Raw genomic sequence first — 13,622 nt, forward strand, 5'->3', positions numbered from 1 at the left:
GCCGGCTCCCCAGCGGGGGCCGGCCGCCGCCGTCGTCCGCGCCCCTCCCCCGGTGGTCGCGCCCCCTGCGACGGAGGCGGCTCCCCAACACGGTGGAGGCTGGCCCGCGACGCAGCGGAGGCGGCTCCCCGTCGGCGGCTAGACTCGGAAGCCGAGGACAGGGGCCGCTCGGTCCCCGACGTGAGATGGGAGTGTGGATGGCCCACGAGAGGAAGCTTCGGATCGCCGCGGTCGGGGACGAGCTCCTGGCCGGCAACGGAGACCCGCGGGCGCTGGGCTGGTTCGGCCGGGTGCTCGCGCGGACGCCCCGCGAGGAGGTGACCCTCGAGTCGTACGTGCTCGCCACGCCCGAGGAGGGCACCGAGGGACTCGCGGCCCGCTGGGAGGTCGAGACGATGCGGCGCTTCGCCGCCGGCTACGAGAACCGCCTCGTCATCGGGCTCTCGGGACGGGACATCGCCTTCGGCGTCTCCCCCGCGCGCAGCCGCCTGAACGTCGCGAACATCCTCGACACCGCACAGCAGAACAGCGCCGAAGTCTTCGTGGTCGGACCGCCGCCCACCCTCGATCCCGCCCAGAACCGCCGGCTCGCGGAGCTCAACACGGCCTTCGCCGACGTCACGACCCGGCGCAACTACTACTACGTCGACACGTTCTCGCCGCTGCTGAACCACGAGCAGTGGCGCACTGACCTCGCCGGCAACGCCGGCGCGCCCGGGCAGGCCGGCTATGGCCTCATCGCGTGGCTCGTGCTGCACCGCGGGTGGTTCCCCTGGCTGCGGCTCCCGCAGCCGCAGTAGGGCGCCCACCCCGCCGACGCCGGCCGCGCACCGTCCGGGACGACGCGGCCGCGGCCCGGCCGCACCGCTGGCCCCGATCGGCTAGACTGAACGATGGCCTTCTGGGCCACCGGTGCCGGCAACGGCGCCAACCCCTGTAGTCGAAAGAAGGAGGCCAGCCCATGAGCAAGCGTGCACGCAAGCGTCGTGACCGTAAGCGCGGAGGCGCGAACCACGGCAAGCGCCCCAACACCTGAGCGCAGCCACGGTCCGCGACGCGGACACAGATGATGCCCCGGACCCATGGGTCCGGGGCATCATCTGTCTGAGCTGTCGGCCTGCGCTCGGCGCGCTGTCTGTGCTCGCCTCCGCCGGCCCGCTCAGGCCTCGGCGCGCAGGGAGTGGATCTTGGTCAGGATCGAGTCCTTGAGCGCAGCCGGCGCCTGTTCGTGGCAGCTGCGCTTCATGGCAGACCGGATCATGCACTCCAGGTCATGCTCCCCGAGGCACTCGGGGCACGACTCGAGGTGGTCGCGGATCTCGGCGACCTCGTGCGCCGGGAGCGCTCCGTCGAGGTACTCGTAGAGCCGGTGGAGGCGGCTGTCGTCACAGTCGCCCAGGCCTTGGCAATCGCTCATTGTTCCTTCTCCTGGGATGCCGCCACGGCCCGGGCTCCGGCGAACCCGCGCTCGGCGGCGTAGTCCGCGAGACGGTCCCTGAGCATCTTGCGGCCGCGGTGCAGGCGGCTCATGACCGTGCCGATGGGGGTGTTCATGATCTCCGAGATCTCCTTGTACGCGAAGCCCTCGACGTCCGCGAAGTAGACCGCGAGGCGGAACTCCTCCGGGATCGACTGCAGGGCCTCCTTGACGTCGGAGTCCGGCAGGTGGTCCAGCGCCTCCGCCTCGGCGGAGCGCAGCCCGGTCGAGGTGTGCGATTCGGCCCGCGCGAGCTGCCAGTCCTCGACGCTGTCCGTCTGGGCCTGCTGGGGCTCGCGCTGCCGCTTGCGGTACAGGTTGATGTACGTGTTCGTGAGGATCCTGTACAGCCAGGCCTTCAGGTTGGTGCCCGGCTTGTACTGGTGGAAGGCGGCGAACGCCTTCGCGTACGCCTCCTGCACCAGGTCCTCGGCGTCGGCAGGGTTGCGTGCCATGCGCATCGCAGCCGAGTAGAGCTGGTCGACGTACTGCATGGCGTCGCGCTCGAAGCGCTCGCGGCGCTGGTCGTCGGTCTCCGCAGCGCGTGCGTCCGCCCCGCCACCCGGACCGTGGACGGGGGGCTCTGGCTCGTGGGACTCGGGGGCACTCATCGCCGCCCAGTCTACTGTCGGTGCCGCACGGACTGCTGTGCGCACATCAGGGCGTTCAAGGACCAGCACTGCGCTCCTTCCTTCCAGCGGCGCCACTCGGCGCATCGTCACGGTGCCCGACGGCGCCGCAGAGGGGGCTCCGCGGGGCTGCTGCGGGGGCGCTGTGCCCGCCGGACACGAGGGAGAACGCGGCGGGAGAAGGAAAATATTCCCCAAAGGTGCCAGACTGGGTCGCGTCGGAACACGCCCGAACCAAGCCTCAGGAGGCCCGATGTCCGCAGTCCGATTCCTCGCCCGACCGCTTCTTGGCTCGTCATTCATCGTCGCCGGCGCGGGAAAGCTGAAGAACGCGGATGACACGGCCGAGCAGCTCTCGCCCGTGCTGCGCCAGGCAGCCGACGCCCTCCCGATCCAGGTGGACGAGAAGGTCCTCGCCCGGGCTGTGGGAGCAAGCCAGCTCGGCGCCGGCATCCTGTTCGCCCTCGGCAAGGCCCCCCGGCTGTCCGCCTCCGTGCTCGCGATCACGAGCGCGCTGAACACCTTCGTCGAGTGGCGCAGCGCCGACATCAGCACTCCGGCGGGCCGCGAGGCGCGCCGGAGCGGCCTGCTGAAGAACCTCTCGCTCCTGGGCGGTGTGCTGCTCGCGAGCGTCGACACCAACGGGCGCCCCTCCCTCGCCTGGCGCACGCAGCACCTCGCCGCGGACGCAGGCAAGGCCGGCCGGCGCCAGTTCGCCGCCGCCGAGAAGCGCACGGGCAAGGCGGTCCAGCGCGCGGCGCGCCGAGCCGAGCACACGGCCCGGCGGGCGCAGCACACCGTGCGCTCTGCGGCGAAGGAAGCGGCCAGCGCCGCCTCGGACGTCCTCTCGTGAGCCACTGGCCGGCGCCCTTCGCCGACGTGCCGGTCGACGCCACCGTCACCGTGCCCGGCTCGAAGTCGCTGACCAACCGCTACCTGGTGCTGGCGGCCCTCGCCGACGGCCCCTCGCGCCTGCGGGCGCCGCTCCACTCGCGCGACTCCGCCCTCATGGTCGGGGCCCTGCGCGCGCTCGGCGCCACCGTGACGGAGGTCGAGGGCGACGGCGAGTACGGCCCCGACCTCGAGATCACCCCGGCCGCCCACGGGCCCGCCCCCGATCTCGGCCGCACGTCCGTGGACTGTGGGCTGGCCGGCACGGTGATGCGCTTCGTGCCGCCGCTCGCGGCGCTCGCCCGCGGGGACATCGCGTTCGACGGCGATCCGCACGCGCGGGTGCGCCCCATGGGGCCCGTCATCGATGCCCTCCGCGCGCTCGGCGTCGAGCTCACGTCGCCCGACGGCGGCGCACCGCGCTCGCTGCCGTTCACGGTGCACGGCACCGGTGCGGTGCGCGGGGGCCACATCGCCGTCGATGCGAGCGGCTCGAGCCAGTTCGTCTCCGCACTGCTGCTGGCGGGCGCGCGCTTCGCCGACGGGCTCCACCTCGAGCACGTGGGCGGCCCGGTGCCGAGCCTGGACCACATCTCGATGACCGTCGAGGTCCTCCGGGGCGTGGGTGTGGAGGTCGACGACACGGTCCCCCACCACTGGGTCGTCGCGCCCGGGCCGATCCGGGCCTTCGACGTCCGGATCGAGCAGGACCTCTCCAACGCCGGCCCGTTCCTCGCCGCGGCGCTCGCCACCCGTGGCACCGTCCGCGTGCCCAACTGGCCCGAGCACACGACCCAGGTCGGCGACGCCTGGCGCGAGATCCTCCCGCGCCTCGGCGCCCGCGTGAGCCTCGACGCCGGCACCCTCACCGTCCGCGGCGGGGAGCGCATCACGGGCGCGGACCTGGCCGACACCAGCGAGCTCGCCCCGACCGTGGCTGCGCTGTGCGCCCTCGCGGACTCGCCCTCGCGCCTCACCGGCATCGCGCACCTGCGGGGGCACGAGACCGACCGGCTCGCGGCCCTCGTCGCGGAGATCACGAGGCTGGGCGGGGATGCCGAGGAGACCGAGGACGGACTGGTCATCAGGCCTGCCCCGCTGCACGGCGGCGTGGTGCACTCGTACGCGGACCACCGTATGGCCACGGCCGGGGCCATCCTGGGCCTCGCCGTGCCCGGGGTCGAGGTCGAGGACATCGCCACGACCGCCAAGACCATGCCGGAGTTCCCCGAGATGTGGGCGCGCATGCTGGGCCAGCATGCGCAGGCTGGGGCCTCCTCGTAGCATGGGGCAGCGCGAGTGGGACGAGAGCGATGTCCGCGTCCGCCCGAACAAGCGCGGGAGCCGGCCGCGCACCAAGGACCGGCCGAGCCACGATGACGCGGTCGTGGGCCGCATCGTCACGGTCGACCGCGGGCGCTACACGGCGGTCCTCGACGAGGACACGCCCCAGGAGCGCGTGGTGATCGCCGCGCGTGCCCGGGAGCTGCGCCGCACGCCGGTGGTGCCCGGCGACTTCGTCGGCCTCGTCGGCGACGTCAGCGGCCGCCCCGATACGCTCGCGCGGCTCGTCCGGATCGAGGAGCGCTCTACCGTCCTGCGGCGCAGTGCCGATGACACCGACCCTGTCGAGCGCGTCGTCGTCGCGAATGCGGACCAGCTCGTGATCGTGGTCGCCGCCGCCAATCCGGAGCCCCGCACCGGATTCATCGACCGCGCCCTCGTCGCGGCCTATGACGCAGGGATCGAGCCGCTCCTGCTCGTGACGAAGGCGGACCTGAAGGATCCCGCCGCGCTCCTGGCCAACTACCGGCTCCTGCCCCTCACCGTCGTGGTAAGCCGCACCGCCGAGGAGACCGCAGCGGGCACACAGCCCGAAGAGGGCGCCTCGGCCACGCTCGACGAGGAGGCCGTCGAACGGCTCCGCGCACAGCTCGAGGGCCATGTCACCGTGCTCCTGGGCCACTCGGGCGTGGGCAAGTCGACCATGGTCAACGCGCTCACCGGCGCCGGCCGCGCCACGGGAGGCGTCAACGCGGTGACCGGGCGCGGCCGGCACACCTCCTCCTCGGCGCTCGCCCTGCGCCTCGCGGATGCCCCGCCCGGCAGCTGGATCATCGACACGCCCGGCATCCGCTCCTTCGGGCTCGCCCACGTGGACCCGGACCGGATCCTGCACGCCTTCGGCGACCTCGAGCCGGGGATCGAGGCGTGCGAGCGCGGCTGCCGGCACGACGCGGCGGCCGTGCACTGCGGCCTCGACGCCTGGGTGGCGGCCGGCCACGCGGGCGGCGCCGGACCCGCCCGCCTCGCGTCGCTGCGCCGCCTCCTCGGGGCAGGACCGCGCGAGGAGGCGGCGGAGGAGAAGGAACTCGGGGTCTAGGCGCTGCCCCGTCTGCGCTGCGCCTCGCGGCTGTGGCGCGCCCCACGGGATAGCGTGGGGTCCATGACCTCAGCGACCGAGACCTCCTACAACGACGACCTCCGCCTCGCCCATGTCCTGGCGGACTCGGTCGACGCCCAGACGATGGAGCGGTTCAAGGCCCTCGACCTGAAGGTGGAGACCAAGCCGGACCTCACCCCGGTCACCGACGCCGACCGCGCCGCCGAGGAGGCGATCCGCGGCCAGCTCTCCCGCTCGCGGCCGCGCGACGCGGTGGTGGGCGAGGAGTTCGGCACCACCGGGCACGGGTCGCGGCGCTGGATCATCGACCCGATCGACGGCACCAAGAACTTCGTGCGGGGCGTGCCCGTGTGGGCCACCCTGATTGCCCTGGCCGACGGCGATGAGATCGTGGTCGGTGTGGTGAGCGCCCCGGCCCTCGGGCGGCGGTGGTGGGCGGCCAGGGGCACCGGCGCCTACACCGGGCGGTCCCTGGCCTCGGCGACGCGGCTGAAGGTCTCCGACGTGTCGAAGCTGCAGGACGCCTCCCTGTCCTACTCCTCGCTGTCCGGCTGGAGGGAGCGCGGCAGCCTCGAGGACTTCATCGGCCTGACCGACGAGGTGTGGCGCACCCGGGCCTACGGGGACTTCTGGTCCTACTGCCTCGTCGCCGAGGGCGCCGTGGACATCGCCACCGAGCCCGAGCTCGCGCTCTACGACATGGCAGCGCTCGTGCCGATCGTCACCGAGGCCGGTGGTCGCTTCACCTCCCTCGACGGGCAGGACGGCCCGTGGGGCGGCAACGCGCTCGCGACGAACGGCATCCTGCACTCCGAGGTGCTCGCGAAGCTCACCCCGGGCCGCGACGACCTCCTGCAGAGCTGACGCGGGCCGGCGCCCCGGGCGCGCGCCGGTCACCGTTCGTCACACTGGCCGCACTCGGCCCGGTCGGCGTGCGCCCTGCGGCGGCGGTGCCCTAGGGTCTTTCCCAAGGTCACGAGTGCCAGCGCGAAACCCCGGTTTGCTGGCCGGCAACCCTCCCTGACGCGGCGGGGTGCCCCGGGTGACGACCGGGCCGGTCCGGAGCGGACACGGCAAGCGCGGACCCGAGGGTCCCTCGTTCGTGAGGAACGCCGATGAGCACTGTCCTGTCCCCCACCGCCGCCGCTGCCGGGCTGGGCGCCCGGTACCCCGACGCGCTCGAGCCGCTCGCCGCCGTCGTCGGCGCCGATCTCGCCGCTCCCCTCGTGGGCGGCGGGAGCGTGCGGTACGCGAACCTCGACTACGCCGCGTCGGCCCCCGCGCTGGCCGAGGTCGCCGACTACCTGAACGAGGTGCTGCCCTTCTACGCCAGCGTGCACCGCGGCGCCGGCTACGCCTCGCAGATCAGCACGAGCGTGTACGAGAACGCCCGCGGGATCGTGCGCGGCTTCGTCGGGGCGAGGCCCGACGACGCGGTCGTGTTCACGCGCAACACCACCGACTCCCTCAACCTGCTCGCCGGCTGCGTCCCGCCCGGCCTCGACGTCCTCTACCTCGACATCGAGCACCACGCGAACCTCCTGCCCTGGCAGGGCCGCCCGCACCGCAGCGTCGTCGCCGCGGACACGGTCGCCGAGACGCTCGGGCGCCTCGGTGCCGAGCTCGCCCGGGGCGGGGTGGGCCTGCTCGCCGTCACCGGCGCTTCCAACGTCACCGGCGAGGTCCTGCCCCTCGCCGAGCTCGCCTCCCTCGCCCACCGGCACGGCGCGAGGATCCTCGTCGACGCGGCGCAGCTCGCCCCGCACCGCCGGATCCGCATGGCCGGCGGCGACGCCGCCGGGACGGACATCGACTACCTCGCCTTCTCGGGCCACAAGCTCTACGCCCCCTTCGGCAGCGGCGTGCTCGTGGGCCGTCCCGACTGGCTCGACGCCGGCCGCCCGCACCTCGCCGGCGGGGGCGCGGTCAGCGAGGTGCGGCTCGAATCCGTGGCCTGGGCGGCCGGCCCCGCCCGCCACGAGGCCGGCTCCCCCAACGTCCTCGGCGCCGCGACGCTCGCCCATGCCGCCCAGATCCTCGGCTCTCTCGACCCCGCTGCGTGGGCGCGGCACGAGGAGCAGCTGCGCGCCGCGCTCGTGGAGGGGCTCGAGACCATCGACGGCGTCGGCGTCCACAGGCTCTTCGCCGACGCACCGTCGGCGATCGGCGTGGTGAACTTCTCGGTCGCCGGCTACGACGCGGGCCTCGCGGCCGCCTACCTCTCTGCCGAGCACGGCATCGGCGTGCGCGACGGGAGATTCTGCGCCCACCCTGCCCTGACCCGGCTGGGCCTGCCCGCGGGGTCGCTGCGGGCCAGCTTCGGGGTCGGGTCGAGGCTCGAGGACGTCGAGCGGCTCGTCGCGGCGGTCCGGCAGCTCGTGGAGGCGGGGCTGGGCATCGACTACGCGATCGACGCCGGGCGCTGGGTGCCAGCCCGGGACACCCGCCCGTTCCCCCTCTGGGCGCCGAACACGCCGGGCACCGCGGGGGCGGCGCCGTGCACCCCCGGGAACTGAACGGCATCGTCCGCGGGCCGTAGAGTGGTGAGCCGGAATCCTCAGGGAGGACTATGGCGCAGGAGGGACTATGGGACGGGGCGGGCCGAAGTTCGACGATGCCCGGCGGCGTGAGCTCGCCGGGGCCTTCGCCGCAGGCGGCGAGCACTACGAACGGGTCCGCCCGGGCTACCCGGTGCAGGCGGCCGACTGGATCGTCCCGGACGGGGCGCGCACCGCCGTGGACCTCGGCGCCGGCACCGGCAAGTTCACCGAGCTCCTCGTCGCCCGGGGCCTCGCCGTGACGGCCGTGGACCCGTCCGCGGACATGCTGGCCCAGCTCGCCGCCCGGCTGCCCTCCGTCACGTGCGTCGCCGCGGCCGCCGAGAGGACGGGGCTGCCGCCCGCCTCGACGGACGTGGTCGTCGCGGCGCAGGCCTGGCACTGGTTCGACACGGCTGCGGCGACCCGCGAGGCGGCCCGCCTGCTCCGTCCGGGCGGCCGGGCCGGGCTCGTGTGGAACCAGCTCGACACGCGCATCCCCTGGGTCCACCGGCTCTCCCGGATCATGCATGCCGGCGACGTCCACAAGCCCGACTACCAGCCGCCGTCCGGCCCCGAGCTCCACGGCTGGGAGCCCCTCGTGATCGCGTGGGAGGATCCGATCACCCCCGAGGGCATCGTGGAGCTGACGAAGTCCCGCAGCTACTACCTGCGGGCCTCGGAGAAGCACCGGCGCAGGGTCGAGGACAACCTGGCGTGGTACCTCTTCGAGCACCTCGGCCACTCCCCCGGCGAGGCCCTTGCCCTGCCGTACATCACGCAGGCGTGGCGCGCCACGGAGGCCCCCGGCTGAGGCGCCTCGCAGCGCGGCTTCCCGGGGCAGCCTTGCCGGGCGCAGCTCCGCTCCCTAGTATTTAGGTGTACCGAAAAAATGTGTTTGGCGCGTCTAAGCGCCAGCGGGTGCTGGCGAGGAGGCCGGTCGACGGTGGACAGGACGCTGAGGGCCGCGGAGCGAACGGGCGCGGGCCGCTCCCGCTGGCCCATGCTCCTGGGGACTCTCGGCCCCGCCTTCGTCGCCTCGGTGGCGTACGTGGATCCGGGCAACGTCGCGGCGAACCTGACCGCCGGCGCACGCTACGGCTACCTGCTCATGTGGGTCCTCGTCCTCGCGAACCTCATGGCGATGCTCGTCCAGTACCTCTCGGCGAAGCTCGGGGTCGTCACCGGCCGCACGCTCCCAGAACTCCTGGGTCGCCGCCTCCGGCCCGGCCCGCGCCGGCTCTACTGGGCGCAGGCGGAGATCGTCGCGCTCGCCACGGACCTCGCCGAGGTCGTGGGCGGGGCGCTCGCACTGCAGCTCCTGTTCAGGGTCCCGCTCCCCGTGGGCGCCGTGATCGTCGGCGTCGTCTCGATGGGGATCCTCGCGATCCAGGACTTCCGCACCCAGCAGCGGTTCGAGCTGGCGGTCGTCGCGCTCCTCGCCGTCATCGCGCTCGGCTTCCTCGCCGGACTCGCCCTCAGGCCGCCGTCCCCGGCCGGCATGGCCGGCGGGCTCGTGCCCCGGTTCGACGGCCCCGACTCGGTCCTGCTCGCCGCCTCGATGCTCGGCGCCACCGTGATGCCCCACGCGATCTACGTCCACTCCGCACTCTCGCGCGACCGCCACCGCGGCGACGCCGACGGCCACCCGGGCGCCCCCGCCATCCGGCGGCTCCTGCGGGGGACCCGGGTGGACGTGGTCGTCGCGCTCGGTGCGGCCGGCGTCGTGAACGTCGGCATGCTCCTCCTCGCCGCCTCCACCCTCGGCGGCACCGAGGGCACGGACTCGATCGAGGGAGCGCACGCGGCGATCGAGAGGGCGCTCGGCCCCGCGGTGGGCATCGTCTTCGCCGTGGGGCTCCTCGCCAGCGGCCTCGCCTCCACCGCCGTGGGCTCCTACGCCGGTGCGACGATCATGCAGGGCCTGCTCCAGCGGCGCATCCCGCTCGTGCTCCGCCGGGCCATCACCCTCGTCCCCTCGGTCCTGGTCCTCGCCCTCGGCGTGGACCCCACGTGGGCCCTCGTCGTGAGCCAGGCGGTGCTGAGCTTCGGCATCCCGTTCGCCCTCGTCCCGCTCATCCGGCTCAGCACCTCGGCCGCCGTGGTCGGGGACCACACCCTGCGGCCGCCGCTCGCGGTCGCCGCCTGGCTCAGCGCGGCCCTGGTCATCGTGCTCAACCTCGCCCTGCTCTGGTTCACGGTCGGCCCCCTGCTCGGACGGTAGGGTAAGTGGCGTGAAAAGCCAGCTCTCCTCGTCCACAGAGGACTACGTGAAGACGATCTACGCCTTCACCGAGTGGCAGGACGCTCCCATCACGTCTTCGCAGCTCGCGGCACGGCTCGGGGTGGCGAACTCGTCGGTGTCGGAGATGGTCCGCAAGCTCAAGGACCTCGGGCTCGTGGACCACCGCCCGTACGGCGCCGTGCGGCTCACCGAGGAGGGGCGCCGCGTGGCGCTCACCATGGTCCGCAGGCACCGCCTGCTCGAGACCTTCCTGGTCAACGAGCTCGGGTACAGCTGGGACGAGGTGCACGTCGAGGCGGAGCTGCTCGAGCACGCGGTCTCCGATCTCTTCGTCGAGCGGCTCGCGGCCAAGCTGGGGAACCCCGCCCGCGACCCGCACGGGGACCCGATCCCGACGGCGGAGGGAACTGTGCCCCGCATCGACGCCCACCGTCTGCGCGAGCTGGATCCCGGGCACGCGGGACGCATCACGCGCATCAGCGACGAGAACCCCGAGCTGCTCCGCTACCTGGCACACGAGAGGATCTCCCTCGACACGGAGGTGACCGTGGTGCGGCGCAAGCCGTTCGGCGGTCCGCTCGTGGTGCGCATCGACGAGGGCGGCGCCTCGCGCGATTTCGACGTCGCGGACGAGGTGGCCGACGCCGTGTGGGTCCGCAGCGGCCAGCCGCACCAGGGCTGCACGCTCGAGCCCGGGGCCTAGTACTTCCGCTGGAGCCAGAAGGCGAGCACCGTGTCCGCCAGGGCGGCTACCGCCAGCGCGAGGCCCAGTGGCTGTCCGGCGGCCGCAGCGGCGAACCCGGCCGCTCCGAACGCGCCCAGGGCCACGAGGGGCCGCCAGGGCCAGGGGACTCTCCTGGGCGCCCGGGGCGCCATGAACACGCCCCAGGCGACGGCGAACGCGGCGGCCAGGAGCAGGCCCCCGACCGCGCCGCCGGCCCCGGGCGCGAGCCTGCTGCCCAGATGCCAGCAGGCCCCCAGGGTCGCCACCTCGAGGAGGAACGCGAGCGCGGCATGCAGCGTGCCCCACGGCCCGCCTGTGGCCTCGCGTCCCCGTGCGGCGGGCCTCCGGTCCGCCCGGCGCCGCGTGGCGTCAGAGGTCATGGTGGTCCCTCCCAGAACTCGTGCGGTGCCCCCGTGCCCTGATCCTAGCGGCCGGGATGCCCACGGCGGAGGTTGCCGCGGCGGCGGCGAGCAGGAGCGCCGTCGCCGCCGTCCCGCGCCGGAAGCCGACGTCGTCGAGCACCCCTCCGACGATCGCCCCCGAGGCCGCGATCGCCACGAGGGACGCGATGCGCGCGGCGGCGTTGTTCACCGCCGAGCCCACGCCCTCTGACCCGGCCGGCACCGCCCCGAGGACCGTCGAGGTCAGCGGCGCCACCATGATGGCAAGGCCCAGCCCCAGCAGCACCATGGGGCCGAAGACGTCCCGCCAGTACCCCAGCGGCGGAGCGGACAGGGCGAGCCAGGCGAAGCCGGCGGCGGCGATGGCCGGGCCGGCCGCCATCGGCAGCCGCGGCCCCGTGCGGGCCGTGAGCCGCGCCACCGTGCCGGAGAGGAAGAGCATCGGCAGGGTGGCGGGAAGCATCCCCACGCCGGCCGCGAACGCCGTCAGCCCCATCCGCTGCTGGAGGTACAGGCCCACGAGGAAGGCACCGAGCCCGAGGGCGCCGTAGGCCCAGACCGTGGCCACGTTGCCGGCCGCGAACGTGCGGTTTCGGAAGAGTGCCAGCGGGAGCTGCGGCGCGGCGGCCCGGCGCTGCTGCGCGGCGTAGGCCGCCACCGCCGCGGCCCCGACCGCGAGCGGGCCGAGCACCCAGGCACTCGCCCATCCCAGCGTCGTCTGCCAGATCAGCCCCAGCACGATCCCGCCGAGGCCCACGACTCCCAGCGCCGCGCTCGCCAGGTCGAACGGCTCCGTCTGCGGCGGCCGCGGGGCTGCGCCGCGCCGCAGCACCGCGAGCGGGCGGGCCAGGACGGCCGCGGGGACGAGGTTGACCAGGAACACGAGCCGCCAGCTGCCCAGCGTCACGAGGGCGCCGCCGATGAACGGCGCAGCAACGGAGGCCGCCGCCGTCCACGCCGTCCACCGGGCGATCAGCCGGAGTCGGACCGGCCCCTCCGCGGAGGCCGTGATGAGGGCGAGGGCGCTGGGCGTGATGAGCGCTCCCGCCGCGCCCTGGAGGACCCGGGCAGCGACGAGGACCCAGCCGGCCGGTGCGAGGCCGCAGGCCACGGACATGAGCGTGAACGCGGCCGTGCCCACGGCGAGCACCCGCTCGGTGCCCCAGCGGTCAGCGACTGCCCCGGCCGCCAGGAGCAGCGAGCCGAGGGTGAGGAGGTAGCCGTCCACCACCCACTGTTGGAGGAGGAGGCCGCCGCCCAGCTCGCGCTGGATCGCCGGGAGCGCGAGGCTCACCCCTGAGGAGTCGATGATCACGAGGCAGCTCGAGGTGACGGCCGCGAGCAGTACGCGGCGCAGACCGGCCGCATCCGGAGGGTTCACAGGGCCATCCTCCCCGCTATCCCCGTCCGGTACGAGATCTGGGGCGATGCGCCGGCGCCGGCCTCCCCTGGGCCGAGGGCGGTGCCACCGGCCCCGGCCGCCGGTTCGCGGCCCGCTACTCCGCAGCGTTAGACTCGCGACGGCGGATCGACCGACGCGGTCAGCCCCCGCAACCGCCATGTCGTGCGGCAGCGCCGGGGGCGCCGAGCAGCGCAGCAGCGCACCACCGCGCCCGTCGGCGGACGGTTGAGTGCCTCGGGAAACGGCCGCCGCTTTCACCACCGCCCAGTGGCTGCCGTCCGCGGACTGGGCCTGTCGTCGCCTCCAGGACCGCAGCAGCGGCGGCCACCTCGCGGGAGCGTATTCGCGGCTGCTCGGGCCCGTGCTGCGGTCCGTGCTCGTCCGGGACTGAGCGCAGGGGGGGCGGCCGCCTAAGGCGGCTCGAACCGTGCATTAAGACACTGCAGCGGTCCCTCCGTACGGAGGGACCGCTGCAGTCCAGGGTGGAGATGGGGGGAATTGAACCCCCGTCCGGTGCGGTTTTGCCAGGTATTCTCCGGGCGCAGTGTGCGTCGGGATTTCTCGGCCCCAGCCATCATGCACACCAGTGGCTGACCCGGGCCCAGTCGTCTAAAAGTCCCAGCAGCTCCGACGACGAGAGCTGCCAGCAGTGGCTATCTAATCGACGCCAGGATCCGGGACGATAGCATTCCCGGGCTGACGGACTTGCTCGCTACTTAGGCAGCGAGGGCGAAGTCAGTGCGCTTAGAGTTGGCACTTATTGGTTTACAGAGAGCGTTGACGAGATGACTCTGCATCCTCGGCCCGCTTCCCCTGTCTCGACCTACACCGTCGAAACCGATCATCCCCGTATGTGGTTGTCAAACCGCCCCGGCCTGAACCGGGACTCCTCCGGCGAACCGTCGGAACAGC

14 protein-coding genes, 1 other RNA gene and 1 riboswitch are annotated in these 13,622 nt (G+C 73.7%); of the genes, 10 read left to right on the forward strand and 5 right to left on the reverse strand.

Annotation, left to right across the window (positions count from 1 at the left end; all coding sequences use genetic code 11):
• Nucleotides 1–197: 197 nt before the first annotated feature.
• Together J2W20_RS01090 and J2W20_RS19175 are read left to right on the forward strand one after the other, a co-directional pair.
• Nucleotides 198–800, forward strand: a complete 603-nt coding sequence (locus J2W20_RS01090; RefSeq protein ID WP_307003833.1) for a GDSL-type esterase/lipase family protein — start codon at nucleotides 198–200, stop codon at nucleotides 798–800.
• Between the two features lie 161 nt (nucleotides 801–961).
• Nucleotides 962–1,036 (forward strand): 50S ribosomal protein bL37, encoded by a 75-nt coding sequence (locus tag J2W20_RS19175; protein ID WP_369299106.1) that lies wholly within the window; start codon nucleotides 962–964, stop codon nucleotides 1,034–1,036.
• A 123-nt stretch (nucleotides 1,037–1,159) separates the two neighbouring features.
• On the opposite strand, the gene rsrA is transcribed toward J2W20_RS19175, so the two are convergent.
• Nucleotides 1,160–1,417, reverse strand: coding sequence for a mycothiol system anti-sigma-R factor (gene rsrA, locus J2W20_RS01095; RefSeq protein WP_307003835.1), 258 nt, complete (start codon nucleotides 1,415–1,417; stop codon nucleotides 1,160–1,162).
• The gene (locus tag J2W20_RS01100) at nucleotides 1,414–2,088 is read right to left on the reverse strand and encodes a sigma-70 family RNA polymerase sigma factor (protein WP_373457941.1); all 675 of its coding nucleotides are present in this window, start codon (nucleotides 2,086–2,088) and stop codon (nucleotides 1,414–1,416) included. Before J2W20_RS01100 ends, rsrA begins: the two co-directional genes overlap by 4 nt.
• Nucleotides 2,089–2,359: 271 nt before the next feature.
• Here J2W20_RS01100 and J2W20_RS01105 point away from each other — a divergent pair, with 271 nt between their 5' ends.
• The 8 genes from J2W20_RS01105 (at nucleotide 2,360) to J2W20_RS01140 (ending at nucleotide 10,886) form a co-directional block, all read left to right on the forward strand.
• Entirely contained in the window at nucleotides 2,360–2,959 is a 600-nt protein-coding gene (locus tag J2W20_RS01105) for a DoxX family protein (protein WP_307003837.1), read from the forward strand.
• The gene (aroA, locus tag J2W20_RS01110) at nucleotides 2,956–4,281 is read left to right on the forward strand and encodes a 3-phosphoshikimate 1-carboxyvinyltransferase (protein WP_307003839.1); all 1,326 of its coding nucleotides are present in this window, start codon (nucleotides 2,956–2,958) and stop codon (nucleotides 4,279–4,281) included. The genes J2W20_RS01105 and aroA overlap by 4 nt, the downstream gene beginning before the upstream one ends.
• Before the next feature lies 1 nt (nucleotide 4,282).
• Nucleotides 4,283–5,380, forward strand: coding sequence for a ribosome small subunit-dependent GTPase A (rsgA, locus tag J2W20_RS01115; protein ID WP_307003841.1), 1,098 nt, complete (start codon nucleotides 4,283–4,285; stop codon nucleotides 5,378–5,380).
• Between the two features lie 63 nt (nucleotides 5,381–5,443).
• Nucleotides 5,444–6,265, forward strand: a complete 822-nt coding sequence (hisN, locus tag J2W20_RS01120) for a histidinol-phosphatase (protein WP_307003843.1) — start codon at nucleotides 5,444–5,446, stop codon at nucleotides 6,263–6,265.
• A 107-nt stretch (nucleotides 6,266–6,372) separates the two neighbouring features.
• Nucleotides 6,373–6,487: riboswitch (SAM riboswitch) on the forward strand.
• A gap of 29 nt (nucleotides 6,488–6,516) precedes the next feature.
• Nucleotides 6,517–7,917: an aminotransferase class V-fold PLP-dependent enzyme gene (locus tag J2W20_RS01125; RefSeq protein WP_307003845.1), complete on the forward strand. Its 1,401-nt coding sequence runs from the start codon at nucleotides 6,517–6,519 to the stop codon at nucleotides 7,915–7,917.
• A 70-nt stretch (nucleotides 7,918–7,987) separates the two neighbouring features.
• Nucleotides 7,988–8,752, forward strand: a complete 765-nt coding sequence (locus J2W20_RS01130; RefSeq protein WP_307003847.1) for a class I SAM-dependent methyltransferase — start codon at nucleotides 7,988–7,990, stop codon at nucleotides 8,750–8,752.
• Nucleotides 8,753–8,941: 189 nt separating this feature from the next.
• Nucleotides 8,942–10,162 (forward strand): Nramp family divalent metal transporter, encoded by a 1,221-nt coding sequence (locus J2W20_RS01135; RefSeq protein ID WP_373457942.1) that lies wholly within the window; start codon nucleotides 8,942–8,944, stop codon nucleotides 10,160–10,162.
• 10 nt (nucleotides 10,163–10,172) lie between these two features.
• Nucleotides 10,173–10,886: a metal-dependent transcriptional regulator gene (locus tag J2W20_RS01140; RefSeq protein ID WP_307003850.1), complete on the forward strand. Its 714-nt coding sequence runs from the start codon at nucleotides 10,173–10,175 to the stop codon at nucleotides 10,884–10,886.
• On the opposite strand, the gene J2W20_RS01145 is transcribed toward J2W20_RS01140, so the two are convergent.
• The 3 genes from J2W20_RS01145 to ssrA form a co-directional block, all read right to left on the reverse strand.
• Nucleotides 10,883–11,287, reverse strand: coding sequence for a DUF2568 domain-containing protein (locus tag J2W20_RS01145; RefSeq protein ID WP_307003851.1), 405 nt, complete (start codon nucleotides 11,285–11,287; stop codon nucleotides 10,883–10,885). The genes J2W20_RS01140 and J2W20_RS01145 overlap by 4 nt on opposite strands.
• Entirely contained in the window at nucleotides 11,277–12,689 is a 1,413-nt protein-coding gene (locus tag J2W20_RS01150; protein ID WP_307003852.1) for an MFS transporter, read from the reverse strand. The genes J2W20_RS01145 and J2W20_RS01150 overlap by 11 nt, the downstream gene beginning before the upstream one ends.
• 501 nt (nucleotides 12,690–13,190) lie before the next feature.
• Nucleotides 13,191–13,559, reverse strand: a transfer-messenger RNA (tmRNA) gene (gene ssrA, locus J2W20_RS01155).
• Nucleotides 13,560–13,622: the final 63 nt, after the last annotated feature.

Origin of the sequence: Sinomonas atrocyanea (assembly GCF_030812675.1) — a bacterium.
Lineage (GTDB): Bacteria > Actinomycetota > Actinomycetes > Actinomycetales > Micrococcaceae > Sinomonas > Sinomonas atrocyanea_B.